This is a genomic window from Catellatospora methionotrophica, from assembly GCF_011297335.1.
Classification (GTDB): domain Bacteria; phylum Actinomycetota; class Actinomycetes; order Mycobacteriales; family Micromonosporaceae; genus Catellatospora; species Catellatospora methionotrophica.
In genome coordinates, this window is the sequence record NZ_JAAOTJ010000001.1 from 1,211,604 (window position 1) to 1,237,321 (window position 25,718).

Genomic DNA, 25,718 nt, shown 5'->3' on the forward strand with positions numbered 1-25,718 from the left:
TCACCCGCAGGCGTGAACAGCCCTGTCTCGAGGTGACGGCGCGGTGCCAGGATGCGGACCTGACCGTCCACTGTCGAGGGAGCCGTCGATGCGCCCGTACCGCCTGCTGCTCGCCTGCACCGCCATCGTGCTCGCCACCACGGCCGTGCCCGGCACCGCACACGCCACCGGCCCCGACCCTGACACCGTCTACATCGCCGGCATCGCCTACGGCGGCACCGGCTGCCCGAACGGCAGCGTCGCCAGCTCGTTCAGCAACGACCGGACCTCCGCGACGCTGATCTTCGACCAGTTCGTGGCGTCGACGGGGCCGGGCGTGCCGGTCACCGAGCGCCGCAAGAACTGCCAGATCAACCTGAACCTGCACATCCCCCGGTCACTGGCCTGGCTGGCCGCCGTCAAGGTCGACCACCGGGGCTACGTCGGCGTCCCGGCTGGCATCACGGCAAGCCGCGGCGACGTCTTCCACTCCACCGACCTCGTGCTGGGCGCACCGGCCAAGACCAGCTACCCCGGGCCGGTGAACAAGGACTACCTGGTCCGCGACTCGTACCTGCAGGCCCCGCTGTCCAGCACGCTGTGCGCGTCGGAGACGGTGCGCCCCGACACCATCAACTCCCAGGTGAGCCTCGACGGCAGCGGCGGCAGCGGCCAGATCACCCTGGACTCCCTCGACCTGCACGTCGCCACCACCCAACTGCTGCCCTGCCCGAGCTGAGGTCCCCCCGGCAGCTGACGACCCTGTCGAAAGTCAGGGGTGCCGCCTGCCGATCGGCTCCTGTGCCGCGCTCACGCCATGCCTAACGTGGCCGACGTCAATCAGGACGATCGGAGCGCACCATGACTTTGCCGAGCCCCACCCCCCGACGCTGGGGCACCGTCGCCGCCGTGACGATGCTGCTGCTGCCCGTGCTCGCCGCCCCGGCCGCCGCGGCCGGGTCCGCCGACCCCGCCGCGGTGGCGCGGGTGGTGGCGGACTTCGCCGGGCGCGCCGGGTATCCCGGCATCGTCGTGGCGATCACCCAGGGCGACCGGGTGCTGTACACCGGAGGCCACGGTCACGACTCGTCCGGCGCGGCGGTCACCGCGACGACGCCGATGCCCATCGCGTCGCTGAGCAAGTCGTTCACGGCGCTGGCGGTGATGCAGCTCGCCGAACAGGGCCGGGTGGAGCTCGACGCGCCGGTCACGCGATACGTCACCGACCTGCGGACCGCCGACCCGCGGGGCGCCCGGATCACGGTCCGGCACCTGCTGGAGCAGACCTCCGGGATCACCGACCGCACCCTGCCGGAGAAGAGCCTGCCGCAGCCCGGCGACCTGGCCGCAGCGGTGCGGCGGGTGGCGGCGGCGACCCTGGCGGCCGAACCCGGCAGCGCGTACGCGTACACCAACACCAACTACCACCTCGCGGCGCGGCTGGTGGAGGTGGTGTCCGGGCAGCCCTTCGACGGCTACCTCGCCGACCGGGTGTTCGCGCCGCTCGGGATGCGGTCGGCGACCAGCGTCGACCGCACCCCGCGTGACCTGCCCGGCCAGGTCCGCGAGGGCTACCGGTACCTGTACGGGATGACGTTTCCCGCCGCCGAGCCCGACCGGTTCGTCGCAGGCTCCGACGGCGTGATCGCCAGCGCGGCCGACCTGGCGCAGTGGCTGATCATGCAGCACGGCGGCGGGGTCGCGCCCGGCGGAGCACGGCTGCTGTCGACCGCGGGCATCACCGCGACGCACACCCCGTCGGCCCCCGGCCGCACCTACGCGATGGGCTGGCAGCGCGACGCCGACGGCCGGGTGCGCCACAACGGCGTCTGGTTCACCTACACCGCCAGCCAGCTGCTGCTGCCGTCCGGGTACGGCATCGCCGTCGTCGGCAACAGCGGCATCGGGCTGGGCAACGAGGGCACCGACCAGCTCGCCGACGCCCTCGCCGACCTGGTGACCGGCGGCAGCCCGCAGCCTCCCGCGCCGGTGCGCCTCATCGCCGATCTCGTGCTCGCCGCGCTGACCCTGCTCAGCGTCGCGCTGGGTGTGCGTAACCTGCGCCGTGGCGGCGCCTGGGCACGCCGGTTCGCCGCAGCCGCGCCGTGGCGGCCCGCGCTGCGGCTGGCACCCCGTCTCGCCCCCGCCGTCCTGCTGGCGGCGCTGCCCGACCTGCTCGGCCTGCTGGTCGGCGGCGGCCGCGACCTCACGTACGGCCAGCTCACCTACTACAGCCTGCCCCTGGTGCTCTGGACCGCGACCGCCGCGGGCATGAACCTCGCCGTGGCGGCCACCCGGCTCGCCGGTCTCGTCCGCGCCCGCCGGACCACGCCCCCGGCACCGGTCCAGGCCGAGCCGCAGGTCGCCGGGTACCGTCGATGATCGTGACGAGGGCGGCGGGCGGGTGGCGACGGTGGTCGCCGATCCCACCCTGGGCGCTGACCGTGCTCGCCCTGGCCCTGGCGACGGTCGCCGCCGACCCTCCACCGGGCTGGTGGGTGGCCGGTGCGCTGCTCGCGCCCATGGCCGCTGCGGCGACACTGCGGACACACCCGCCGCTCGCGATGGCGATCTGCGCGGGCACCGGTGTCGTCACCGGTCTGGCACTGGACAGCGCGGTGCCGCTGTGGAGCGCGGCGCTCGGCGCGGCCCTGTTCGTGATCAGCCTGCTGGCCGGCCGCCACGGCGCCCGGCCCCGGCCCGCGCCGGCGGTGCTGGGCGTCGCGGCGGTGGCGGGCACCGCTTACGGCGTGGCGACCGGCCGGAGTGTGGCGACCGGTCTGCTGGTCCTCGCGCTGGCCGTCGCGGTGCCGTGGGCACTCGGGCGCACCCGGCGCCAGCAGGACCAGCTCGCCCTGCTCGGCCTGGCCCAGGCCCGGCTGCAGGAGCGCGCCCGCATCGCCCGCGACATGCACGACACCCTCGGGCACGACCTCAGCCTGCTCGCGCTGCGCGCCGCCGCGCTGGAACTGGCACCGGACCTCGGCGAACGGCACCGTGCCACGGCGGCCGAACTGCGGATCGGGGCCGCGGCCGCGACCGCCCGGCTCGCGGAGATCATCACCGTCCTGCGCGACGGCGGCCCGGCACCGCTGGTCCCGGCCGGTGACCGGATCACCGACCTGGTCGACCGGGCGCGGCAGGCCGGTGTCGCGGTCACGCTGCGCGACGACAGCGGCGGTGACCTGCCCGAGCCGGTCGACCGCGCGGCCTACCGCGTCGTCCAGGAGGCGCTGACCAACGCGGTGAAGCACGCCCCCGCCGCACCGGTGCGGATCGACCTGTCCACCGCGGGCGGAACTACCACGGTCACCGTCACCAACCCGCTGCCCTCCGCCCGGCGGCGCGGACCGGGCAGCCGGGCCGGGCTGGACGGCCTGCACGAGCGGGTCCGGCTGATCGGCGGCACCGTCAGCACCGGCGCGCGCGGCGACCTGTTCGAGGTCGTCGCCGCCCTCCCGCACCGAGGAGCCCCGTGATCCGCGTACTGCTGGCCGACGACGAGCCGATGATCCGGGCGGGCGTACGCGCCATCCTCGCCACCGACCCCGCCGTCGACGTCGTCGCCGAGGCCGCCGACGGCCGCGCGGCCATCGACCTGGCGCTGGCCCACCGGCCCGACGTCGCGCTGGTCGACATCCGCATGCCCCGGGTCGACGGGCTCACCGCCACCGCCGAGATGCTGCGCGCCCGGCCCGAGGCGGGCGTGGCGGTGCTGACCACGTTCGGCGACGACGAGTACATCGCCCGCGCGCTGGACAGCGGCGCGCGGGGTTTCCTGCTCAAGTCCGGCGACCCGCGCGAGCTGCTCGCGGGCGTGCACGCGATAGCCGCGGGCGGGGCCTACCTGTCACCGGACATCACCGCCCGGGTCATCGGCCGCCTGCGCACGAGCGGGCTGGGCCGGGCCACCGCCGCCCACACCAGGGCGCAGCAGCTCACCGAACGCGAACGCGAGGTGCTGGCACTCGTCGGAGCCGGGCTGTCCAACGCGCAGATCGCCCGCCGCCTCGGACTGGTCGAAGGCACCGTCAAGGGCCACGTCAGCACGATCCTGACCCGCCTCGACCTCGCCAACCGGGTGCAGGCCGCCGTCCTGGCCCACGAAGCGGGCCTGCTCACCGACTGACTTGCCAAGATCGCCGTCTCGTGTCGAAACTTCAGGTCCCACCCCAGGTTCTGACACGAGACGGCGATCTTTCGGCGATCAGGGGGCCTGGAAACCGGCCTCGCCGAGCACGGCCTTGCCACGGTCGGAGATGACGAAGGTCAGGAACGCCTGCGCGGCGGTCTTGTGCGGAGCGTCCTTGAGCAGCGCGATCGGGTAGTCGTTGATGGCCTGCGCGGACTCGGGGAACTCGATGCCGTCCACGTCGGCCGAGGCGGCCTTGGCGTCGGTGCGGTACACCAGAGCGGCGTCGACCTCGCCGAGCTTGACCTTCTGCAGCGCCGCTTTGACGTCCTGCTCCAGGGTGACCGGGGTGACCTTGACCCCGGCCGCGTCGAGGGCCTTCTTCGCGGCCGCGCCGCACGGCACCTGCTCGGCGCACACCGCGACCTTCAGGTCGGGCTTGGACAGGTTCTCCAGGGTGTCGATGCCCTTCGGGTTGCCCTTGGGCACCGCGATGACGAGCTGATTCTTCACGAACACGGTGGGGGTGCCCTCGGCGTCACCGGCGTCGACGACGGTCTTCATCGTCGCGGGGCTGGCCGCGGCGAAGAGGTCCGCAGGCGCGCCCTGCGTGATCTGGGTGGCCAGCGCGGAGCTGCCGGCGAAGTTGAAGATCACCTTCGTGCCGGGGTTGGCGGCCTCGAACTCCTTGCCGAGCTTGGTGAACGACTCCGTCAGCGACGCCGCCGCGAACACGGTCACGTCACCGCTGACCCCGGTGCCCGAGGCGCTGGACCCCGGCTGCGCCGTGCCGTCGCCACCGCACGCGGCCGTGGTCAGCGCCGCCGCCATCACCAGGCCGGCCAGCGCCGACCGGATCAATCTACTGTTCATGGATCGCTCCTCCCCCTGCCCGAAGGCGCATTGCCCCTGCCCGAAGGCGCCTTGGGCCTCTGGACGGACATCGCCCTCGCACCGCACACCGCTACCGCCCGCACGCACCGCGATCACCACGGCCTCGCCGAGCGCTACCTCAGACTAGCCTCGCAGTTGCGATCTATAACAGACCATCGTCTGGTTCGTTGCGGAATCGATCGCCGTCTGAACGTCGCAACTGCAAGTGTCCTCCCATCCCCGGGAGCTATGAGGCTGGCCGCAACGGTTCTGGCGCGGCCACCCGTACACCCTGACCGGAATCGGCCGTTGGGCGCAGAACGGCGCGAAAGACCCAAACCGCCAGGCGTTGTTTCGCATCCTGCCGATCCGCGTCCCGCTCAGGCCCTACGTTCGGCGTATGGGTGTGGTCTCGCTCAAGGAGATCGTCGACCGGGCCATGCGCGATCGGTACGGCGTGCCCGCGATCAACGTCGTCAACGACCTGACCATGGAGAGCGTGCTGGCCGCCGCCGTCGAGCGCCGCTCCCCGATCATCGTGCAGACCTCGGTGAAGACGGTGCTGTCCATCGGCTCCGAGGTGCTGTACGCGATGTGGCGGGCCATGACGGCCGGGATAGAGGTGCCGGTCAGCCTGCATCTCGACCACTGCCCGGACCGGGCGGTGATCACCGAGTGCCTGGCCAGGGGCTGGAACTCGGTGCTGTTCGACGCCTCCACGCTGCCGGTCGAGGAGAACCTTCGCCAGACCGTCGAGGTGGTCGCCGAGGCCCGCCGGTACGGCGCCCACGTCGAGGGCGAGATCGAGGCGATCACCGGCGTCGAGGACGGCATCGGCTCCGACGAGGCGGCCCACCGCCAGACGCTGGACGTGTCCATCCACTTCATCCAGACGTCGGGGGTCGACGTGTTCGCGCCCTCGATCGGCAACGCGCACGGCGTCTACTCCGCCGCACCCCACCTGGACGACAAGCGCGTCAGCGACCTGGTCGCCGCGACCGGCGTACCGATCGCGCTGCACGGCGGCACCGGGCTGACCGACGCCCAGTTCAGCGACCTGATCGCGCGCGGCTGCGCGAAGGTCAACGTGTCGACCGCCCTGAAGATCACTTACATGACCTCGAACCTGGCGTTCCTGCGCGAGGCCGAGACGAAGAACAAGTGGGACCCGCCCTCGCTGTTCCGCCACGTCACCGCCGACGTCACCGCGCTGGCCGCAGGTTACGCCGACCGCTTCGGCAGCACCGGGCGTGCCTGGTGAGAGCACTGATCTTCGACTGCGACGGCGTGCTCGCCGACACCGAACGCTACGGGCACCTGCCCGCGTTCAACCAGACGTTCGCCGAGTTCGGCCTGCCCGTGCGGTGGGACGAGCAGGAGTACGGCCGCAAGCTGGCCATCGGCGGCGGCAAGGAGCGCATGGCGAGCCTGCTGACGCCGGAGTTCGTCGCCGCCGCGGGGCTGCCCGGCGACCCGGCCGGGCAGGCCGAGGCCGTCGCCGCGTGGCACCGCCGCAAGACGGCCATCTACACCGCCATGGTCACCGCCGGGGACCTGCCGGCCCGCCCCGGCATCGCCAGGATCACCGCGCAGGCCCACGCCGCCGGCTGGCTGCTCGCCGTCGCCTCGACCTCGGCCGAACCGTCCGTGCGGGCCGTACTGGAGCACGCCGTCGGCCCGGACCGGGCCCGCGACTTCACCGTGCTCGCCGGCGACGTGGTGCCGCGCAAGAAACCCGCGCCCGACATCTACCTGCTCACCCTCGACCGGCTCGGGCTGAGCCCGCGGCAGGCCGTGGTCGTCGAGGACTCCCACAACGGCCTCGCCGCCGCCACCGCCGCCGGGATCGCCTGCGTCGTCACCGTCAACGACTACACCGCCGCCGAGGACTTCACCGGCGCCGCGTTCGTCGTCGACTCCCTCGGCGAACCCGACGCCACCCCGATCACCGTGCTGGCCAACGACAGCCCGGCCAGACCCGGGGCGTACGTGACCCTGGCCGACCTGTCGGCCGTCGCCGGAGAGGACGCGACATGACCGGCAACCCGATGGCCCAGGCCGAATTCGTGGTACGCACCATCGCGCAGACCGCCGTCGCCAACGAGAAGTACTTCGGCGACCTCGACGCGGTCGTCGGCGACGGCGACTTCGGCTACTCCCTGGCCCGCGGCTTCGAGGTCGTGCTCGCCGACTGGGACACCTTCGACCGCACCGACGTCGCCACCTTCCTGCGCAAGATCGCCGTCGTCATCACCAGCAAGGTCGGCGGCACCTCCGGACCTCTGTGGGGCACCGCGTTCCTGCGCGCCGCCACCACGGCCGCGGCCAGCCCGGACCTGACCGGCGGCACCGTGGTCACCATGCTGCGGGCGGCCGCCGAGGGCATCCAGGCCCGCGGCAGCGCCAGCCTCGGCGACAAGACCCTGCTCGACGCGCTCATACCCGCGACCGACGAGATCGCCCGGCAGCTCGAACTCGGCAGCGACGCACCGACCACCATCCGGGCCGCCGCGACCGTCGCCCGCACCAGCGCCGACGCGACCGCCGGACTCGAAGCCCGCCGCGGCCGGGCCAGCTACACCGGCGAGCGCAGCATCGGCAGCGTCGACCCGGGGGCCGTCGCGGTCGCCGTCATCTTCGAAGCACTCGCCGACGCCTGGCCCACCGCATCCTGAGAGGAAGCCGCACCGTGAAGAAGTTCGTCAACGACCCCCGCCAGTTCGTCGCCGAGATGCTCAAGGGCGTCGCCCTGGCCAACCCGGACACGTTGCGCTACGTGCCCGCGTACAACCTCATCATGCGGGCCGACGCCCCGCGCGACGACAAGGTATCGGTCATCCAGGGGTCCGGCTCCGGCCACGAACCCGCCCACGTGATGATCGTCGGCAAGGGCATGCTCGACGCCGCCTGCCCCGGCGACGTGTTCGCCGCACCGCCCATGGACTACGTCCTGGAGACCAGCAAACTACTCGCCACGCCCAAGGGCGTGCTGCACCTGATCAACAACTACACCGGCGACCGGATGGCCTTCGACATGGGCAAGGAGATGGCCGAGGCCGAAGGCGTACGGATCGAGACCGTGCTCGTCGACGACGACGTCGCGGTGGCGGACTCCACCTTCACGATCGGGCGCCGCGGCGTCGCCGGGAACTTCTTCGTCATCAAGGTGGTCGGCGCGGCCGCCGAGGCCGGGGCGGACATCGACGACCTCGTCCGGCTCGGCAACAAGGTCAACTCCGTCACCCGGACCATGGGCATGGCGCTCACCTCGTGCACACCACCGGCGAAGGGCTCACCGCTGTTCGAACTCGGCGACGACGAGATGGAGATCGGCGTCGGGATCCACGGCGAGCCCGGACGCCGCCGCGAGAAGCTCGCCGACGCCAACACCATCATCGACGAGCTGCTCGAAGCCGTCGTGACGGATCTGCCGTACGAGCGCGGCGACGACGTCGCCCTGATGATCAACGGTTTGGGCGGCACCCCGATCAGCGAGCTGTACCTGCTCTACGGCCGCGCCCACGAACAGCTCGCCGCCCGCGGCATCAACGTGCGCCGCAACTACGTCGGCGACTACTGCACGTCGCTCGACATGGCCGGAGCCTCGCTGACACTGGTCAAACTCGACGACGAGATCGTCAAAGGCCTCGCCGCGCCCGCCGAGATCGCCATCCGCACCTTCTGACCCCTGCCGCAACTCTAAAGAGTCGCGGCTTCACGGCCGGTCCTTTGGCGCGACTGGTTGAGAGTTGCGGCAGCGGCGGGTCGGGTCAGGTCGGGCTGAGGTCGGTGAGCAGGCGGGTCAGCAGCGGGCGTAACGCCCGCACGCGGTCGCGCCGCCAGGTCGAGATCGTCGGCAGCGCGGCGTGCTGGGCCGTCGCGGCACGGATACGCCACATGCCCGTCAGTGCCACCACGAACCGGGCGGCCTCGGTGGGCAGCGTCTGGATCAGCCGGTACGCGCGATCGGTCGCGACCTGGCCGCCGCGACGGTGGCCGGTGCCGACGATGTCCGCGGCCAACTGGGCGAGGTCGATCCACGGTGCCCCGGCGGCGGCGTACGCCCAGTCCAGCAGCGTCGCCGAGCCGGTCGCCGAGTCGACCGCGACGATGTCCGCGCGCATGTCCCGGTGCACCAGGGCGTCGCCGGACGTCCACCGTGCCCAGTCCGCGGCCACCCCGGCGGCCCGGTCCGCGTACGCGACCTCCCAGTCGTCCTCCGGGACGACCCGCTCCCAGCCGTCGAAATCGAAGATCCGCTCGGCGACCGGTCGCAGCCCTGCGGGTGCCCGGTGCCCGCTCACCGCGCGGCACGCGCCGGTGACGGCGTCGATCGACTCGTCGGTCCACGGCCCCTCGGTGCTTCCGGCGGCCCAGGTGGTGACCAGGGCGATCCATGCTCCACGCTCGACGGTCGCGAGGCGGCGCGGCGCGGGCACGGACACCGGCAACACGTCCAGCACCGCTGACTCTCGGCGTACCAGCAGATGGTTGTGCGCCCTGACCTCGGCCGACATCGCCTTGGCGAAGACCGTGCGGCCGTCGGCGAGCGTCAGCGCTGCGGCCGGTCCGGGCGACATGCCGCCACGCAGGTCCCGGTGGTCGACGACCGCGGCGCCGAGCGCGTCGGCGACCGCCGAGCGCACCGCTGCGGGCACATCGGCCCAGGCAGCCCGGGGAGTGAACGGCATGCCGCATCGTATCGGCGTTTCGTCCGTGCCATCGCCCTGCCAGAGGCCTCCTGCCAGGTGGCACGAAAGTCCGGCTTCGCCCTGGAAGGATTGACGCGCGAGCAAACGCTTCGGCGACGGGCTCCTGCACGATGAACACCTGCACGCGCTGCTGGCCACGGACAGCTGACACCCGGGCCGGTGTCCCGACGATGCACGGCCGCTGGGTGGACCACGTCGAAGACCTCGTGCAGGCCGCCCAGACCACCACCGGACGGCCGGTGCCGCTGGAACTGGTCAGCGCGACCGGGTTCCGCTCCGGATTCGCCGAACTCGTCTGTCGTCCCGCGTGACGATAGCGAGGAAGGCCGGGTCACCGACCCGGCCTTCCTCGCACCGGTGAAACGCGGCGGGTCAGTCGCCGCTGTCCGAGTCTCCGCCGCCCGAGTCCGCGCTGTCGGAGTCGTCATCGTCGAAGTCGAGGTCGAGTCCGCCGCCCCGGTGGCGACGGCGGCGGCGCTTGGGGGCGAGCGCGTGCAGGCCGAGGAACAGGATCGGTGGGGCCAGGAAGGCCATCATGAGCTGGGCGTTGCCGACCGGCGTGGTGAAGGCGAAGTTGCCGAGCTGGTGCACGGCCAGCTTGGGCTTGTTCACACCGCCGACGAGGCTGTCCACCGCCTTGCCGTAGAGCGTGCCGCTGGCCGGCCCCTTCTCGGTGGTCCAGGTGACGTCGCATCGCTGCGGGAACCCGGCGAGCGGGGCGAACCCGATCGCGCTGGAGCAGGTGGCCGGGTCAGCGGCGACGATGGCGGTGACCTTGGGGCCGGCGATGGACGCGACGAGCGGCAACGAGAGCGAGAACCCGAGCAGCAGGCTGTACAGGACGAGGACGATTCCGACGATCTTTCGCACGACGGCACGGTATCGGTGATCGTCGACGGCGGCCTCAGCTCAATGTCTGTACTTGCCAGCCCGTCCGGAGCGCCGTGAACGGTTGCGCTGCGCACCGCGGAGGAGCCGGTCGCGCCTTGTGCCCCGGCTGTATCCCCGTTGTACGCCCGGTCCCGTGGGCCGTGCCATCCTGACGCCACCAGTCTTCATGGGAGGTTGTAGATGGAACGGATGGTTACCCGACTGTTCGGCCGGAGGTCGCGCCGGACGGCGGCGGCCGTGGGCCTGGCGGCGGCCACGCTGGCGGCGGGTGCGCTCACCGCCACGCCCGCCCATGCCGTGAGCTCGACCCTGACCTGCCCCGGCGTCATCGTCATCGGGGTACGCGGCACCAACGAGGCCGCCGGGTCGGGCGGCGGGTCCTACAACTACGCCAGCGGCGGCTTCGGCGGCCGGCTCAACCTGACCTCCAGCGCCGTCGTCGAGACGTCGTACACCGCGCGCCGCATCGCGGTGAAGTATCCGGCGACCGCGATCGCGCCGATCTACCCGATCAGCCAGCACACCGGCACGGTGAACATCAAGAACCTGGTGACCTCGCTCGGCACGCAGTGCGGGTCCGGCACCAGGTTCGTCCTGGTCGGATACTCACAGGGTGCGCACGCCATCGGCGACGCGCTGGCCAGCGACTCCGGCGACCGGATCGCGGCGGCCTACCGCAGCCGTATCGCGGCCGTCGTGTTCTTCGGCGACCCGACCTACCGCAAGGGCGAGCCGTTCAACGTCGGCGGGGCCACCGGCACCGGCACCTGGCCGCGCGCGGCGGGCGTGCTGAGCGAGTTCAACGCGCGGCTGCGCTCCTACTGCTACGCCAGCGACAAGTGGTGCCAGAACGCCAGCGACCCCAACGACGTGCACGGCACCCGCTACCAGACCTCGGCGGTGCAGACCGCGGCGAAGAGCTTCATCCTCTCCAAACTCTGACAGCCTCGCCCGAGCGGCGAAGACGGCGCATCCGCGTACGGCGCGGGTGCGCCGTCTTGTCTATCAGTTAGGAATGTTGCAAGATGTCTGTTCGATTGAGGTCGATGCCGTAGCCGCTGTCGGGACCCGCCACGGGAGCGGAACTGGAGGTCGCGTGCTGCTCGTCTACTCCGGCCGCCACAAGGCGGCGTCCAGCTGGTCGCGTGCCATCCTGCGGGAGGCCGCCGGACTGCTCGGTCTGAACATGGTCACCGTCATCGCCCCTGAGCAGTGGGCACCGTACGGCTCGCTGGCCGAACTGGTCCGGCAGGAGAAGGTCGACCTGCTGTCGCTGACCAACATCGCGCAGCACGACTACGCGACCCTGCCGCCCCGACGCACCGTCAACGTCATCCGCGACCCGCGCGACATCGTCGTCTCGGGCTATTTCAGCCACCGCAACACCCACGGCGTACACGCCCTCGGCGTCACCTGGCACGAACTCATCGACCACCGCAGGCGCCTGCTGGAACTCGACGTCGCCGACGGGCTACTGGAGGAGATCGAGTTCAGCGGCTACTTCCTGGACCACATGAGCACCTGGGACTACGGCCAGCCCGAGGTGCTGGAAGTGCGGATGGAGGACCAGATCGGCGACCAGGTCGCGGTGTGGACGCAGATCTTCGACCACTACGGGCTGCTGGTCCCGCCCCGGGCGCTCGGCGAATGGGTTCGCACCGCCGCGGTGCGCTGGCGGCTGGCCACGCTGCGGGCCGAGCCCGGCAGTTTCCGCGCTCGCCGCGCGCTGCCCGCGCCGCCGCTGGCCCGACTGCCGCGCACGTTCGTGCCGCTGGCCCTGGACCACTACACGTTCACCCGGCTGTCCTGCTCGGACCGCAGACCGGGCCAGCCGGACGAGATGAACCACTACCGCAACGGCGTACCCGGTGACTGGCGCAACCACTTCACCGAGCGGCACCGCGAGGCCTTCCAGGCCAGGTACGGCGACCTGGCCGAACGCCTCGGCTACCCGGCCCGCTGAGCGGCTCCGGGTGATCGATCGCACCTTGGCCCGACCGGGCCTCCTGCCGCCCGGTCAAGCGCTCAGCCGACCGAGTACAGCAGCTCCGCCGGAACCACGACCGCACCCAGCACCATGCCCGGCACCAGGGCCGGGTCGCCGTACCGCACGGTGCGGGCTTCGAACGCGGCGAACCCCGGCCCGCTGATCCACAACATCAGTTCCAGCCCGGGGTCCTCGCCACTCAGATGATCGGCGACCGTGAGGATCTCCGCCGTCGCCGCGACGCCGTCGCTCGCCAGCAGCCGGGCATCACGGCGCGACCTGCCGACCAACTGCCAGCCGAACACCCCGGCCACCCCGCCCACCAGCGTCGCCAGTACGCCGCCGGCCAGCAGTCCCCAGAAGTCCGCAGCCGAACGGCCCGTGGCCGCCGCGGGCATCACGGCCACGGCGAGCAGGACCGGACCCGGTAGACAGACGGCCAGGAAGACGATGCGGCAGAGCACCGCGCCGATGGGGCCAAGGCGCGCTTCGGCCTCGCGCGGTCGACTCGTCACACCGGCACCCTAGACTCCGGTCCGGACTTCGGCCATTCGCCGGCATCCGGCCCGTGGCAGATCAGGGGCGAACTGTCCCTTCGACTTCGACCTGGCGGCCGCCGTCCGATGACGGCGGCCGGTGAACCCGTCGCGTGGGACGCGACCAGCGACTCAGATGAGCCTGCCGAGCGCGGCCCACGTGTTGGGGCCGGGGATGCCGTCGACCGGACCGGCGTACCCGCCCTTCTGCGCCATACGCTGCAGCGCGGCGTACGTGTTGACGCCCGGCGCCCCGTCGATCGGGCCCGGGTAGCCGTAGCCCTTCACCACCTGCTGGACGCCGCGCCACGAGTTGCCGCCCAGGACCCCGTCGATGGGACCGGTGTAGCCTCCCAGCTTGGCCAGGCGCTGCAGCGCGGCGTACGTGTTGGCCCCGGGAATGCCGTCGATGGGCCCGCCGTAGCCGAAGCCGCGCAGGACCGTCTGGAGTCCCTTCCAGGAGTTGGCTCCCAGTGCCCCGTCGACCGGGCCGCTGTAACCGCCCTTCTGCGCCAGCCGTTGCATACCCGCGTACGTGCCCGCGCCGGGCACGCCGTCGACCGGGCCGGTGTACCCGTAGCCTTTCACCGCCTGCTGCACGCCACGCCAGGTGTTCCCGCCCGGCACCCCGTCGACCGGACCGGTGTAGCCGCCGGCCTGTGCGATCTCCTGCAGGATCACGCCCTCCGACGAGGAACCGGGGTTGGGGCCGGGTCCCGGGCTGTTGACGTAGCCGAGCGGGTTGACCCGCGTCCCGTTCGGATCGATCATGTGCCAGTGCACGTGCGGGCCGGTCGAACTGCCCGACCCGTCCGCACCGGCCGCGCCGCCGGAGCGGCCGACGATCGCACCGGACGCCACTGACGTGCCCTCGCCCAGCAGGAACTGGGACAGGTGCAGGTACTGGCTGCGCCATCCGCCGCCGTGGTGGATGGTGACGGTGTGCCCGCCGGTCCCGTTGTAGGGAATGTTCTGGATGGTCCCGGCACCGCACGCGGGCAGCGCCGTGCCGACGCCCATGCCGTAGTCGATGCCGCCCAACGACCCCCGGTTGAGATGCTCCTGCCAGGTGCCGGTGACGGCGTAGGCGCTGAACGGGTTGTAGACGCTCGGGGCCGCGTGCGCCAGGCCGGGCAGCGCCAGGCCTCCCGCCACCGCCCCGCCCCCGATCGCGGCGGTGCGCCACAGCAGGCTGCGGCGGCTGATCGTCACGGCGGGCAGCTCGGCGTCGGTGCAACAGGGGTGCTCGTACAGCTCGGTCAAGGTCGTTCCTCAGGGGTCGCGGTGGCGAAACACTTCGATCCAAGCCGATGCGTCGATCGACGGCAACCCCGGCGACGGCGGACCCGGCGGCGACCCCGTACACCTGGCACCGGCGTGCTCGGTCAACGCCATGGTCAGGCCGACCGCGAGCACGCCGCCGGTCAGCGCACCGGCCGCGGCCACTCCATCCGGCTACGGCTCCTGCCCGGCCGCCACACGCAGCAGGACGTCGGCGTGGCAGGCCACCGGGTTGCCGTACGCGTCGGTCAGTGGGCACCAGCAGGCCAGATCATGCCCGCGCAGGTGCTGGCGGATCGGCGGGAGCAGCAGCGCCGGGTACCGGAGCAGGTGCACCCGGAACAGGTCCGCCGCGTCGGCGCGGTCCGCTACCGGACGGATCTCGAACGGCGAGCCGTCCTCGGCCGTGTACAGGCCGGGCGGCAGCCTGCCCGCGTACGACTTGGCGTAACCGTCCGGCGTCTGGCGCACCAACTCGCCGACCCCGAACGGGTTGCCCCAGCGGGTGGGCCGGGTCACGATCACCGCGCCCTCCGGCAGCCGCCAGCCCTTCTTGCGCTCCCGCTGAATACGCCGCGGTGCTCTGTCAGTGAGATCCATCTTCGCCCCCTGAACGCCACCGTAGCCATCGACCCATGTCGCCGCCAGCGGCGACCGAGGACGCGGTGCCGTGACCGGTGCGGGACTGTCCGGCGGCCCGTCCCGTCATGATCGACGACGAATTGTGCGAGGCCTGCGGCAGGCCGCCTGCCTTAGGAACCCGGCCCCGCGTACCCAGGGAGTACATTTCACCTGGGTCACCTGACCCGTTCCGCGCCCATGGCGTTTCTGGCACTCACTTGCAGACCGTGTTGGTCGAACCGCTCGTCAAGCTTGTGAAGGAGCCACCATGCCCGACCAACCCACCCCGACGACCCCTACTGCCGCCAAGACGATCGACAAGGCGAAGGTCCTGGCGGCGTTGCGCGACAGCGGCCAGGACGCGCGCGCCGAGTTCGTCGACCGGCAGTTGCCCGACCTCATCGACATCGACTCCAACGCGGGCCTGCTCCGGACGCTCGGCCTCGACGTCGCCGAGCTGAATCGGTAGCCGCAGCCTGCTTGTCGAGGATGCGTGGCAAGCCCCACCCCGACGAACCAGCCCTGACAGTCACGCAGCATGAAGAGCGCGACATTGGTTGGGTCTTCTACTACCAAAGCACCCGCTATGTCGAGTCTGGTGACCCTGTGCACATGGTCTTGGGGAACGCCCCGATCTTGATCGATCGAGCAAGCGGCCTGCCCCACCTCCTGGGAACCGCACGCGGAGTCGACACGAACCTGGCTGACTACAAGGCGGGACGACACGCGTGTGAGCTGTGCTCGAACTGATCACTGACCGGCCGAACCGGTCCGCAGGGCGTTTCGGCCCATGTTCCCGTGAACGGGCATACACAGCCGGGCACGCCCGACCCCAACGCAATGCGGCTCGACCAATCTTGCTGGTCAGAGCCGCATGATTCGGGCCGGTTGAACACCGCCCCGCATCGCGACTGACGCGCGACCAGCAGTCACCTGGCCTCGTCGACCTCCGCACCGGCACGGGCCCGTGCTGCGGGCTCAGACTCGGCGTGATCGGGCTCGTCCGGTCGAGGCGGCTGCCAGAACAGGGCCGCCGCGCTGGGCATGAGCGCGGCGGGCACCGCCAGGAACACCACATACTGCATCGGCCAGGACAGGAACATGGTCAGCGGCAGGCCGCCGGGCAGCACCGGGCCGGGAAAGTGGTCGTACGCCCACTGCCGGTGCACCGCGTTCGGCACCTCGAACAGCACCGCGACGACGGCCGACGCGAGCAGGATCGCCGCGAACGGCACCCAGTGACGGCTGGCGACGGCGGCCGCCAGTGCCCCGCTGAGCAGGGCGCACCCGGCGAACGCCAGGACGGCGTAGCCGAACGGCGGGGCCTGCGGGGTCGGGCCGGTGACGTCGAACGTGAAGCCGCGTTCGGCGTACCACCGGATGGTGAGGGCGGCGAAGACCACGACGGAGGCCGCGCCGACCGGCCACAGCAGCACCGGCCTCCGCACCGCCCGCCTGCGCGCGACGGCGTCGAGCGCCGCCTTCGCCGCCAGGTAACTCTCCACGATGAACAGCCAGTACAGGGCGAAGCCGGGGATGAGGACGAGGGCGTAGAACCAGCTCGTCCACCACGGGTAGTACCAGAGGCGGCCGAGCCACTGCGCGACTATCTCCAGTATGAGCCCGGCGGCGGTGCCGCAGGCCAGCAGGCGCAGCAGCATCAGCGGGTCGCGGACGGCGATGTCCCACAGGGAGGTGCCGCCGCACGCGGCGCAGATCCCTCCCCCGGCGACGATGACGCCGACCGCGAACAGCGCCGAGCACAGTCCCAGCGCGAACACGGGCACGATGGACAGCCCGAACAGCCGCTGCTGCGGCGGCGCGAACACCCACGCGGGGGCGAACATCTGCAGGCAGGACGCCGCGATCAGCACCGAGCCGATGCCGATCCGCCAGGCGGCCGCCCGTCCCACGGCCCCAGTATCCCGTCGACACGGCCCCGATCCGCCCCGATCCGCCCAGAAGGCGTTCTCCGGTCAGCGCCGACCCCACCCGTTTTTCATAGACGCTGGCCTATCTGGTTGAAAAAACGTAGATCAAACTCATCCAGATAGGCCAACGTCTATTCCGGACGCGCGGGTCGCCCCCGGTCACGCGCCGGGGCTGACCAGGCCGCTCTCGTACGCGAAGATGACGGCTTGGACGCGGTCGCGCAGCTGGAGCTTGGCCAGGATGCGGGCCACGTGGGTCTTCACCGTCGCCTCGCCGAGCTGGAGTGCGGCGGCCAGCTCGGCGTTGGACATGCCCCGCGCCAGCAGCACCAGCACCTCCCGCTCCCGAGCCGTCAGCGTCGGCAGCGCGCCGTGGTCCTCGCGTACACCGGCTCCGGAGCTGAACCGGTCGATCAGCCGCCGCGTGATCGACGGGGCGAGCAGCGCGTCGCCGTCGCGGACCAGCCGCACCGCGTGCACCAGGTGGTCCGGGGTGACGTCCTTGAGCAGGAACCCGCTGGCGCCGGCGCGCAGCGCGGCGTAGACGTACTCGTCCAGGTCGAACGTCGTCAGGATGATCACGCGGGTGGGTTCCCCGGCGGTCGTCGTCGCCCCGGTCGCCAGCAGGCGGCGGGTCGCCTCCAGGCCGTCCATGCCGGGCATGCGGATGTCCATCAGCACCACGTCGGGCCGCAGCCGCCGGACGGCCGCGAGCGCGGCCTCACCGTCGCCCGCCTCCCCCACCACGTCGATGCCCGACGCGGCGAGGATCATCGTGAACCCGCTGCGGACCAGCGCCTGGTCGTCGGCGACGACGACGCGTACCGGCTCGCTCATGACGCCGCCGAGGGGATGCGCGCGGTCAGCCGGAACCCGCCGCCCGGAGCGACACCGGCCTGCAGGGTGCCGTCGTGCAGGCGCAGCCGCTCGCGCAGCCCGAGCAGGCCACGCCCGGCTCCGGGTCCGCCCGGTTCGCCGGTCGGGATCTCGTTGCTGACCTCGACGAGCAGGTCGCCGCCCTCGTGGCGGATGTCCACCGCGGTCGGCGCGCCCGGCGCGTGGCGCAGCGCGTTGGTCAGCCCCTCCTGCACCACCCGGTACGCGGTCAGGTCCATGCGCTCGGGCACGTCCGTGCCGTCGCGGCGCAGCGTGACCGGCTGGCCCGCAGCGCGTACGGCGTCGACGAGGGTGTCGAGTTCGCGCAGGCCGGGCTGTGGGTGCAGGCGGTCGTCGACGGGGGCCATCAGGCCGAGCAGGTGGCGCAGCTCGGCCATGGCGGCGCGGCCGCTGTCCTCGATCGCGTTCAGCGCTCCCGCGGCCAGGTCGGGGCGCTGGTCGATGACCTTCCCGGCGGCTCCGGCCTGCACGACCATGACGCTGACGTGGTGGCTGACCACGTCGTGCAGCTCGCGGGCGATCCGCGCGCGTTCCTCGGCCATCGCGGCGCGGGCCGTCGCGGCCTGCTCCTGTTCCAGGGCGGCGGCGCGGCGCGCGGCGGCGTCGGCCCGGCCGCGGGCGTTGCGCAGTGCGAACGCGAACAGGCCGGCGGGCACCAGCACCGCGAACGGGCTGGCCCAGCCGGGCATCTGCGGGATCGACTGGGCGAACAGGGTCGCCGAGATGATCGCGGCGAGGACCAGCAGCACGGCCGCCCAGCGCACGGAGCGGCCGTACGCGACGGCCGAGTACGCGCAGATCAGGATCGCGATGAAGCCCGGCCAGAGCAGGCCGTCCTGGATCACGAACACGGCCCCGGCGGCGACGGCGAGCCCGGTCATCGGCCACCTGCGGCGCACCGCGACCATCGTCGCCGCGACCACGTTCACGGTCACCATGCCGACCGACGCGCCGCCGTCCTCGTGGGGGCGGAAGTCCGGCGGCGGCATCGGCACCCGGCCGACGCCGGGCACGTCCGGGATCGTCGGGATGTCGGGGATCGGCCGGGACTGGTGCCGGGCGCTCATGTCCGGCAGGTCCAGGTTCACCGGCGCGGCCGCGTCGCCGCCGCCGCTGGTCGCCGCCCAGACGACACCGGCCACCACCAGGACCGCCGCGAGGGCGAGGTCGGTCCGGGGCACCCCGAGGCGGTCGGGCAGGCGGCGCAGGTCTGTCGGCACGCCGCCCATTGTGCCCAGGCGGGGCGGGAGCGGCGTCCGCCGTGATGATTACCCGCCTCATCATCGTGGCGTACGCCACCGCGCCAGGTTCGCCCCCGCGCCGGACGCGCCCCGGCTCCGCCGCTACCTACGGTCACCGGGTCCGAAGTCCGAACCGGAAGGGGCCATCGACCATGACCGAACTGATCCGCCTGCGTGACGTGGCGAAAGCGTACGAGGCGGCGGGGCCGCCCGCCCTGGCCGGCGTCGACCTGACCGTGCACGCCGGGGAGGCCGTGGCCGTCATGGGCCCGTCCGGCAGCGGCAAGTCGACCCTGCTCAACGTCATCGCGGGCCTGGACCGGCCCACCCGTGGCAGCGTCGAGGTCGCCGGGGTGCGCGTGGACAAGCTGTCGGAGACCGCGCTGGCGCGTTTCCGCAGCGCCCACATCGGGATCATCTTCCAGTTCTTCCACCTGCTCGACGAGATGACCGTGCGCGACAACGTGCTGCTCCCGGCACGGCTGGCCGGGGCCCGCCCCGCCCAGGCCCGTACGCGGGCCGACGAGCTGCTCGAACGGCTCGGCATCGCGGGCAAGGCCGACGAGTATCCGGCGCGGCTGTCCGGCGGGCAGCGCCAGCGGGTCGCCATCGCCCGCGCGCTGATGAACCGGCCCCAGCTGCTGCTGGCCGACGAACCCACCGGGGCGGTCGACCAGCAGGCCGCCGCGGGCGTACGCGACCTGCTGCACGAGCTGTCCGCCGACGGCCTGACCCTGCTACTCGTCACCCACGACCCGCAGCTGGCCACGGCGGCCGGGCGACGGCTGATCACGATGCGCGACGGCCACGCCGCCGAGGCGGTGCCCGCGTGAGCGCCGACCTGACCAGCGCCCGCGCCACGCCGCCACGCGTGCCGGACGAACCCGGCCCGGTGCGGTTCGACGTGCCGCGCCGTGGCCGGGGCGGACGGGCAGTGTTCGCCGCGGCCCGGTCGGCGGTCGCCCGGCGCAGGCTGCAGACCCTGATCGTCGGCGTCGTCGTGCTGCTGTCGGCGGCCACGGCCGTGCTCGGCGTGGGGCTGCTCGTCGCCTCGCACGGGCCGTTCGACACCGCGTTCGCCGACGCGGCGGGCTCCCACGTGACCGCCACGGTCAGCAAGGACGTGCCCGCCGACCAGGTCGCCGCGACCGGCCGGGCCGCCGGGGTCGCCGCCGCAGCGGGACCGTACGACGTGGTCACCACATCGCTGAGCGGCGTGATGGGGCCGCAGGGCATGAAGGTCGTGGTCGCCGGGCGCGGTGAGCAGAACGGCCCCGTCGACCGGATCACGCTCAGCGACGGCACGTGGCTGACCGGCCCCGGGCAGATCGTGCTGACCCGGCGCACGGCCGGACCGATGATGGCCCCGGGCAGCGAGGTCACCGTCGGCGGCGTGAAACTGCGGGTGGCGGGCATCGGCGCGTCGGTCACCGGCACCGCCGAAGCCTGGGTCTGGCCGACCCAGGGCGACGTCCTGACCGGCGAGGACGCCGCCCGGCAGATGCTCTACCGCTTCACCGGCCCCGGCGACGACACGGCGCTGCGCGCCGCCCTCACCACCGCCACCGCGGCCCTGCCCGCCGGGTCCGTCACCGGCGCGACGACGTACCTGACCGTCCGGCAGGCGCTCAACCGGTCCATCTCGGCCATCGCGCCGTTCGTGGTCGCGTTCGCGATCCTCGGCATCGTGCTGTCCGTGCTGATCACCGTCAACGTCGTCAACGGCGCGGTCGTCTCCGGTTTCCGCACCATCGGCATCCTCAAGACCCTCGGCTTCACCCCGGGCCAGGTCGTCGCCGTGTACCTCGCGCAGGTGCTGGTCCCGGCCATGGTCGGTGCCGCGCTGGGTGTGGGGCTGGGCGCGGTGCTGGCGGTGCCGCTGCTGGCCCAGACCGACGACGCGTACGGCATCCCCGGTGACGGGGCGGGTGTCCCGCTGTGGGTGAGCGGGCTGGTGCTGGTCGCCGCGCCGGTGCTGGTCGCGCTGGCCGCGCTCGGTCCGGCCACCCGGGCCGGGCGGCTGGCGGCCAACCAGGCGATCAGCGTCGGGCGCGCCCCGCGTACCGGACGGGGTTTCCGGGCCCGCCGGGCGCTGACCGCCTCCCGGCTGCCCCGCCCGGTCGCGCTCGGCCTCGGCATGCCCCTGGCCCGGCCCTCGCGGGCCGTCGCCACGCTGGTAGCGCTGCTGCTCGGCGCGGTCACGCTGGTCTTCTCCAGCGGGCTGTCCGCGTCGATGACCGAGGTCAACACAGCGTTCACCCGCACCGACGCGGTGCACGTGGAGGCCCAGGTCATGATCGCGGGCGGGTTCGGCCCGGTGATGGCCCGGCCGGGTGGCGGCCCGATCGAGCCGCCCGACCCCGCCGTGGTCGCCGCAGCCGCCGCCGCGCTGCCGGGCACCGCCCACGCGACCCTGCTCCGCGAGGCCGAGATCCGGGTCACGGGCATCGGTCAGGAGGTCAACCTGCACGGCTACACCGGCGACGCGAGCTGGAACGGCTACCGCCTGGCCTCAGGCCGCTGGTACTCCGGCACGGGCGAGGTCGTGGTCTCCTCGTACTTCCTGCGCCAGACCGGGTATCAGGTCGGCGACCGGCTCACCCTGCCCGGCGGGCACGTGGTCGCGATCACCGGCGAGGTCATCGACGGCAGCGACCGGTACACCGTCATCGGTGACACGTCGCTGGTCACCGACCCGATGATGGCCCGCGTCGAGATCGCGCTCACGCCCGGGACCGACGCCGCGCAGTACACGAAGGCGCTGCAGGCCAGGTTCCCGGAGGAGAATTCCGGGGTGTACGTCGAGGACCGCGCGGTCGGCGAGGACGGCGAGACGATGCTGATCATCCAGTCGCTGATCGCCACGCTGACGCTGCTGCTCAGTGTCGTGGCCGCGCTGGGGGTGCTCAACACGGTCGTGCTCACCACCCGCGAGCGCATCCACGAGATCGGCGTGCTCAAGTCGCTGGGCATGACACCGCGGCAGGTCCGCGTCATGGTCGTCACGTCGATGGTCGGGCTGGGGCTGCTCGCGGGGGTCGTCGCGGTGCCGCTGGGCATCGCGCTGCACCACGCCGTCATCCCGATCATGAGCGAGGCGGCGAGCACCGCCCTGCCGCGATCGGCGATGGAGGTGTACCAGCCGGGGGTGCTGGTGCTGCTCGGCGGCGCGGGCATCGTGCTCGCGATCCTCGGCGCGTTGCTGCCCGCCGGGTGGGCGGCACGCACGCGGGTCGCGACCGCCCTGCGGGCCGAGTAGCCGCCGGGGGCTGCGGGCCGCGCCGCGGACGATCGCGTTGCGGGCGATGATCGCCGTTTGAGGTCGATATCTGGGGTCCAGCCGCAGATCTTGACCGCAAACGGCGATCATGCTTTGCGGATCATGCTGTTGGCTGGGTCACGGCGGAATAGCGGACGGCTGTCGGCGGTTTACGTTTATGCAAACGCATGGACTCTCCGGTCGCCCGGTGCGTCGGTACGAGTGGAATGAGGGATTCACGTGCAGTTCGGAGTTTTCTCGGTCAGCGACATCACGCGCGACCCGGTGTCGGGGCACACGCCCAGCGAGGCGGAGCGCATCGACGCGGTCGTGCAGATCGCGAAGAAGACCGAAGAGGTCGGGCTCGACGTGTTCGCGATCGGCGAGCACCACAACCCGCCGTTCTTCTCGTCCGCGCCGACGACGCTGCTGGCGTTCATCGCGGCCGCCACCGAGCGCCTGATCCTCACCACGTCCACGACGCTGATCACCACGAACGACCCGGTGCGCATCGCCGAGGAGTACGCGATGCTGCAGCACCTGTCCAAGGGCCGGATGGACCTGATGCTCGGGCGCGGCAACACCGCGCCGGTGTACCCGTGGTTCGGCCAGGACATCCGGCAGAGCCTGCCGCTGGCGCTGGAGAACTACAACCTGCTGCACCGGCTGTGGCGCGAGGACGTCCTCGACTGGGAAGGCAAGTTCCGCACCCCGCTGCAGGGCTTCACCTCGACGCCGCGCCCGCTGGACGACGTGCCGCCGTTCGTGTGGCACGGCTCGATCCGCACACCCGAGATCGCCGAGCAGGCCGCGTACTACGGTGACGGCTTCTTCGCCAACCACATCTTCTGGCCGAAGGAGCACTACATGCGCTTGATCAAGTTCTATCGGCAGCGGTACGCCCACCACGGCCACGGGACCGAGCAGCAGGCCATCGTCGGGCTCGGCGGGCAGGCGTACATCGCGCGCCGGTCCCAGGACGCGATCAAGGAGTTCCGCCCCTACTTCAACGAGGCACCCGTCTACGGGCACGGCCCGGCGATGGAGGACTTCATGCGGCAGACGCCGCTGTCGGTCGGCAGCCCGCAGGAGGTCATCGACAAGACGCTGACCTTCCGCGAGCACTTCGGCGACTACCAGCGCCAGCTGTTCCTGATCGACCACGCGGGCCTGCCCCTCAAGACGGTCCTCGACCAGCTGGAACTGCTCGGCGGCGAGGTCGTGCCGACGCTGCGCAAGGAACTGGCCGCCCGGCGCGACCCGCAGGTGCCCGACGCCCCGACGCACACCGCCCGGGTCAGGGCCAAGTACGGCGAGCTCGTGCCGCGCCAGCCCCGCCCGAACGCCAACCGGGGCGACAACGTGACCGGCGGGTCCCCGTACCAGGACAGCGACCAGGTCGCGCAGGCCGCGCAGCCGGGTAACTGATGTCCGAGCGGGGGCGGCTGGCCAACCACGCCTGGGAAGGGCTGCTGACCGCGCACGCCCGGATGATGCGGCAGTTCGCCGACGCCGACATCTGGCAGGACCTGTCGATGCGCGAATACGACGTGCTCTACACCCTGTCGAAGTACACCGAGCCGCTGCGCATCGGCGAACTGGGCCGTCACGTCCTGCTCAGCCAGCCGGCCCTGTCCAGGATGGTGGACCGGCTGGCCGAGCGGGGGCTGCTGGAGCGCTGCCCCGACCCGGCCGACGGGCGCGGCGTGCGCCTGTCGCTGACCGATACCGGCCGCGACACCCAGCGCCGGATCGGGCGGCGGCACGCCGCACAGGTCGCCCGTGCCGTGACCGCCGAACTGAGCCGCGACGAACTCCAGCAGCTCGCCGCGATCTGCTGGAAGCTGGCCGGAGCCGGCGCGACGAACGAAGACACGGAGGCTGAGCGTCCATGACCGACCCGTACACCCTGGTGGTCGTCACCGCCGGGATCGGCGACCCGTCCTCGACCCGGATGCTCGCCGACCGGGCCGCCCAGCGCACCCGCGACCTGGTGGCCCGGCGCGGCGGCGAGGTCACCGTGCAGGTCGTCGACCTGCGCGAGCTGGCCGCCGAGGTGACCACCGCGCTGACCGCCAACCACGTCGGCGACAGGCTGCGGCTGGCGATCGAGGCGCTGGGCCGGGCCGACGGCGTCATCGCCGCCACACCGGTCTACAAGGCCGCGCCCAGCGGGCTGTTCTCGTCGTTCTTCCAGGTCCTCGACAACGACCTGCTCATCGGCAAACCCGTCGTGCTCGCCGCGACGGCGGGCACGGCCCGGCACTCGCTGGTCGTCGACGAGCAGCTGCGGTCCCTGTTCGGTTTCCTGCGTACGCTCGTCGCGCCGACGTCGCTGTTCGCCGCCCCGGAGGACTGGGCCGACCCGGGACTGAACAAGCGCGTCGACCGGGCGGTGCTGGAACTGGTGCTGCTGATGGAGAGCGGCTTCGCCCGGCAGGTCAGGGACGAGTCCTGGCACAGCTACCAGCACGAGTTCGGCAGCGCGGGCGGCACCGAGCTGTCCATCGACCTGAACTCCGACATGATGCGGCTCGCCGCCGGGGGCACCGTGCCGGACTGACCAGGCGGCCGGGCCGGGCGCCTGCCCGGCCCGGCCGCTCAGTCCTCAGCCGACCTGCGGGGCGGCGAGCTGGGTCGTCGCGTTCTCGAACTCCGCCATCGCGGACCTGATCCACGGCTGCGGCGACGGGGAAGCGACCGCCTGCTGCATCAGGCTCAGCCCGTCCGCGACGTCGGTCGCGGCACGGCTGAGCCACGGCAGCGGCTGCGGATCGAAGCCCTGCTTGTCGATGTCGGCGATGCCGACCTGCTCCACGCCCACCCGCGACGTGCGCAGCAGCCGCGCCGCCGACAGGAACGCCTCCTGCGCCTGCCCGCGCAGCACCGCCGCGGTCCGGGCGTCGGACACCCGCGCCCGGCCCAGCAGCGCCAGCCCACCGGCGACATGGTCGAGGTAGCCGGCCTCGATCTCCTCCGGCAGCACCGGGTTCACCCCGAGGTCGATGCCGTAGTCGAAGATGCAGCACGGGTTCGGGTCGTAGGCGTACGGGACCTCGAAGCAGTGCTGGACCCAGTACCAGCCCCACGGGGTCTTCTTCAGGTACTCGAAGCAGTACGTGATCGAGGTCGCGGCCTGCGCCGAGCTCGGCGCCACGAACGTGACCGCGCCCGCGGCGGCCACGATCGCGGCCAGCAGCAGGGCGGACCGGCGCAGCCAACCGGCGCGCCTGCGCACCGTGGTCGTTTCCATGTGTCGTCCTTCCAGGATCGGATGCGGCCGGATGGCCGGGTGCGCTCCAGGGTCCGGACGGTGGTTCGACCCGCGTCAAACACCGATCAAAGTGGAACTGTCTCGATGACGACGGCACCGAGCCT

General features: G+C 72.2%; 28 protein-coding genes. 18 read left to right on the plus strand and 10 right to left on the minus strand.

Annotated features, from left to right (window positions below):
* Positions 1 to 88: 88 nt before the first annotated feature.
* From HAV40_RS05240 to HAV40_RS05255, 4 genes are all read left to right on the plus strand, one after another.
* Positions 89 to 718, plus strand: a complete 630-nt coding sequence (locus HAV40_RS05240) for a DUF4360 domain-containing protein (protein WP_166379482.1) — start codon at positions 89 to 91, stop codon at positions 716 to 718.
* A 122-nt stretch (positions 719 to 840) separates the two neighbouring features.
* Positions 841 to 2,361 carry a serine hydrolase domain-containing protein gene (locus tag HAV40_RS05245; RefSeq protein ID WP_239086346.1) on the plus strand — a complete coding sequence of 507 codons (1,521 nt, stop codon included), beginning with the start codon at positions 841 to 843 and terminating at the stop codon, positions 2,359 to 2,361.
* Between the two features lie 2 nt (positions 2,362 to 2,363).
* Positions 2,364 to 3,458: a sensor histidine kinase gene (locus HAV40_RS05250; protein WP_166379484.1), complete on the plus strand. Its 1,095-nt coding sequence runs from the start codon at positions 2,364 to 2,366 to the stop codon at positions 3,456 to 3,458.
* A complete protein-coding gene (locus HAV40_RS05255) occupies positions 3,455 to 4,108 on the plus strand; it encodes a response regulator (protein ID WP_166379486.1) in 654 nt (217 codons plus the stop codon). The genes HAV40_RS05250 and HAV40_RS05255 overlap by 4 nt, the downstream gene beginning before the upstream one ends.
* Positions 4,109 to 4,186: 78 nt before the next feature.
* Here the strand turns inward: HAV40_RS05255 and modA are convergent, their stop codons facing one another.
* Positions 4,187 to 4,984, minus strand: coding sequence for a molybdate ABC transporter substrate-binding protein (gene modA / locus HAV40_RS05260; protein WP_166379488.1), 798 nt, complete (start codon positions 4,982 to 4,984; stop codon positions 4,187 to 4,189).
* 400 nt (positions 4,985 to 5,384) lie between these two features.
* Here modA and HAV40_RS05265 point away from each other — a divergent pair, with 400 nt between their 5' ends.
* From HAV40_RS05265 to dhaK, 4 genes are read left to right on the plus strand one after another with little or no spacing between them, the layout of a single operon-like run.
* On the plus strand, positions 5,385 to 6,245 hold the full coding sequence (locus tag HAV40_RS05265) for a class II fructose-bisphosphate aldolase (protein ID WP_166379490.1): 861 nt from the start codon (positions 5,385 to 5,387) through the stop codon (positions 6,243 to 6,245).
* Positions 6,242 to 7,021, plus strand: a complete 780-nt coding sequence (locus HAV40_RS05270; protein ID WP_166379492.1) for an HAD-IA family hydrolase — start codon at positions 6,242 to 6,244, stop codon at positions 7,019 to 7,021. Before HAV40_RS05265 ends, HAV40_RS05270 begins: the two co-directional genes overlap by 4 nt.
* A complete protein-coding gene (gene dhaL / locus HAV40_RS05275) occupies positions 7,018 to 7,659 on the plus strand; it encodes a dihydroxyacetone kinase subunit DhaL (protein ID WP_166379494.1) in 642 nt (213 codons plus the stop codon). The genes HAV40_RS05270 and dhaL overlap by 4 nt, the downstream gene beginning before the upstream one ends.
* 14 nt (positions 7,660 to 7,673) lie before the next feature.
* On the plus strand, positions 7,674 to 8,669 hold the full coding sequence (dhaK, locus tag HAV40_RS05280; RefSeq protein ID WP_166379496.1) for a dihydroxyacetone kinase subunit DhaK: 996 nt from the start codon (positions 7,674 to 7,676) through the stop codon (positions 8,667 to 8,669).
* Between the two features lie 85 nt (positions 8,670 to 8,754).
* On the opposite strand, the gene HAV40_RS05285 is transcribed toward dhaK, so the two are convergent.
* A complete protein-coding gene (locus tag HAV40_RS05285) occupies positions 8,755 to 9,675 on the minus strand; it encodes a phosphotransferase (protein ID WP_166379498.1) in 921 nt (306 codons plus the stop codon).
* A gap of 206 nt (positions 9,676 to 9,881) precedes the next feature.
* Here HAV40_RS05285 and HAV40_RS38810 point away from each other — a divergent pair, with 206 nt between their 5' ends.
* On the plus strand, positions 9,882 to 10,007 hold the full coding sequence (locus tag HAV40_RS38810; protein ID WP_275413485.1) for a hypothetical protein: 126 nt from the start codon (positions 9,882 to 9,884) through the stop codon (positions 10,005 to 10,007).
* A gap of 61 nt (positions 10,008 to 10,068) precedes the next feature.
* Here HAV40_RS38810 and HAV40_RS05290 read toward each other — a convergent pair whose 3' ends face one another.
* A complete protein-coding gene (locus tag HAV40_RS05290) occupies positions 10,069 to 10,566 on the minus strand; it encodes a hypothetical protein (RefSeq protein ID WP_166379500.1) in 498 nt (165 codons plus the stop codon).
* A gap of 201 nt (positions 10,567 to 10,767) precedes the next feature.
* On the opposite strand from HAV40_RS05290, the gene HAV40_RS05295 reads away from it, so the two are divergent.
* Positions 10,768 to 11,529 carry a cutinase family protein gene (locus HAV40_RS05295; protein WP_166379502.1) on the plus strand — a complete coding sequence of 254 codons (762 nt, stop codon included), beginning with the start codon at positions 10,768 to 10,770 and terminating at the stop codon, positions 11,527 to 11,529.
* A 154-nt stretch (positions 11,530 to 11,683) separates the two neighbouring features.
* The gene (locus HAV40_RS05300; protein WP_166379504.1) at positions 11,684 to 12,550 is read left to right on the plus strand and encodes a sulfotransferase domain-containing protein; all 867 of its coding nucleotides are present in this window, start codon (positions 11,684 to 11,686) and stop codon (positions 12,548 to 12,550) included.
* Between the two features lie 62 nt (positions 12,551 to 12,612).
* Here HAV40_RS05300 and HAV40_RS05305 read toward each other — a convergent pair whose 3' ends face one another.
* The 3 genes from HAV40_RS05305 to HAV40_RS05315 form a co-directional block, all read right to left on the minus strand.
* The gene (locus HAV40_RS05305; protein WP_166379506.1) at positions 12,613 to 13,089 is read right to left on the minus strand and encodes a hypothetical protein; all 477 of its coding nucleotides are present in this window, start codon (positions 13,087 to 13,089) and stop codon (positions 12,613 to 12,615) included.
* A gap of 153 nt (positions 13,090 to 13,242) precedes the next feature.
* A complete protein-coding gene (locus tag HAV40_RS05310) occupies positions 13,243 to 14,373 on the minus strand; it encodes a peptidoglycan DD-metalloendopeptidase family protein (protein ID WP_203671421.1) in 1,131 nt (376 codons plus the stop codon).
* A gap of 192 nt (positions 14,374 to 14,565) precedes the next feature.
* Positions 14,566 to 14,991: a DUF4326 domain-containing protein gene (locus HAV40_RS05315; RefSeq protein WP_166379508.1), complete on the minus strand. Its 426-nt coding sequence runs from the start codon at positions 14,989 to 14,991 to the stop codon at positions 14,566 to 14,568.
* Positions 14,992 to 15,280: 289 nt separating this feature from the next.
* Here HAV40_RS05315 and HAV40_RS05320 point away from each other — a divergent pair, with 289 nt between their 5' ends.
* Both HAV40_RS05320 and HAV40_RS39150 read left to right on the plus strand, forming a co-directional pair.
* Entirely contained in the window at positions 15,281 to 15,481 is a 201-nt protein-coding gene (locus HAV40_RS05320) for a hypothetical protein (RefSeq protein WP_166379510.1), read from the plus strand.
* Between the two features lie 20 nt (positions 15,482 to 15,501).
* Positions 15,502 to 15,762: a YrhB domain-containing protein gene (locus HAV40_RS39150; RefSeq protein ID WP_166379512.1), complete on the plus strand. Its 261-nt coding sequence runs from the start codon at positions 15,502 to 15,504 to the stop codon at positions 15,760 to 15,762.
* A gap of 179 nt (positions 15,763 to 15,941) precedes the next feature.
* Here HAV40_RS39150 and HAV40_RS05330 read toward each other — a convergent pair whose 3' ends face one another.
* The 3 genes from HAV40_RS05330 to HAV40_RS38330 form a co-directional block, all read right to left on the minus strand.
* A complete protein-coding gene (locus HAV40_RS05330; RefSeq protein WP_166379522.1) occupies positions 15,942 to 16,925 on the minus strand; it encodes a hypothetical protein in 984 nt (327 codons plus the stop codon).
* A gap of 177 nt (positions 16,926 to 17,102) precedes the next feature.
* On the minus strand, positions 17,103 to 17,780 hold the full coding sequence (locus HAV40_RS05335; RefSeq protein WP_166379524.1) for a response regulator: 678 nt from the start codon (positions 17,778 to 17,780) through the stop codon (positions 17,103 to 17,105).
* A complete protein-coding gene (locus tag HAV40_RS38330; protein WP_166379525.1) occupies positions 17,777 to 19,060 on the minus strand; it encodes a sensor histidine kinase in 1,284 nt (427 codons plus the stop codon). Before HAV40_RS38330 ends, HAV40_RS05335 begins: the two co-directional genes overlap by 4 nt.
* Positions 19,061 to 19,233: 173 nt before the next feature.
* Here HAV40_RS38330 and HAV40_RS05345 point away from each other — a divergent pair, with 173 nt between their 5' ends.
* From HAV40_RS05345 to HAV40_RS05365, 5 genes are all read left to right on the plus strand, one after another.
* Positions 19,234 to 19,914 carry an ABC transporter ATP-binding protein gene (locus tag HAV40_RS05345; RefSeq protein ID WP_166379527.1) on the plus strand — a complete coding sequence of 227 codons (681 nt, stop codon included), beginning with the start codon at positions 19,234 to 19,236 and terminating at the stop codon, positions 19,912 to 19,914.
* Positions 19,911 to 22,340 (plus strand): ABC transporter permease, encoded by a 2,430-nt coding sequence (locus HAV40_RS05350; protein WP_166379529.1) that lies wholly within the window; start codon positions 19,911 to 19,913, stop codon positions 22,338 to 22,340. Before HAV40_RS05345 ends, HAV40_RS05350 begins: the two co-directional genes overlap by 4 nt.
* Positions 22,341 to 22,580: 240 nt before the next feature.
* Entirely contained in the window at positions 22,581 to 23,768 is a 1,188-nt protein-coding gene (locus HAV40_RS05355) for an LLM class flavin-dependent oxidoreductase (RefSeq protein ID WP_166379531.1), read from the plus strand.
* The gene (locus tag HAV40_RS05360) at positions 23,768 to 24,235 is read left to right on the plus strand and encodes a MarR family winged helix-turn-helix transcriptional regulator (RefSeq protein ID WP_166379533.1); all 468 of its coding nucleotides are present in this window, start codon (positions 23,768 to 23,770) and stop codon (positions 24,233 to 24,235) included. Before HAV40_RS05355 ends, HAV40_RS05360 begins: the two co-directional genes overlap by 1 nt.
* The gene (locus HAV40_RS05365; protein ID WP_166379535.1) at positions 24,232 to 24,903 is read left to right on the plus strand and encodes a CE1759 family FMN reductase; all 672 of its coding nucleotides are present in this window, start codon (positions 24,232 to 24,234) and stop codon (positions 24,901 to 24,903) included. Before HAV40_RS05360 ends, HAV40_RS05365 begins: the two co-directional genes overlap by 4 nt.
* A gap of 45 nt (positions 24,904 to 24,948) precedes the next feature.
* On the opposite strand, the gene HAV40_RS05370 is transcribed toward HAV40_RS05365, so the two are convergent.
* Positions 24,949 to 25,593 carry a hypothetical protein gene (locus HAV40_RS05370; protein ID WP_166379537.1) on the minus strand — a complete coding sequence of 215 codons (645 nt, stop codon included), beginning with the start codon at positions 25,591 to 25,593 and terminating at the stop codon, positions 24,949 to 24,951.
* Between the last annotated feature and the right edge of the window lie 125 nt (positions 25,594 to 25,718).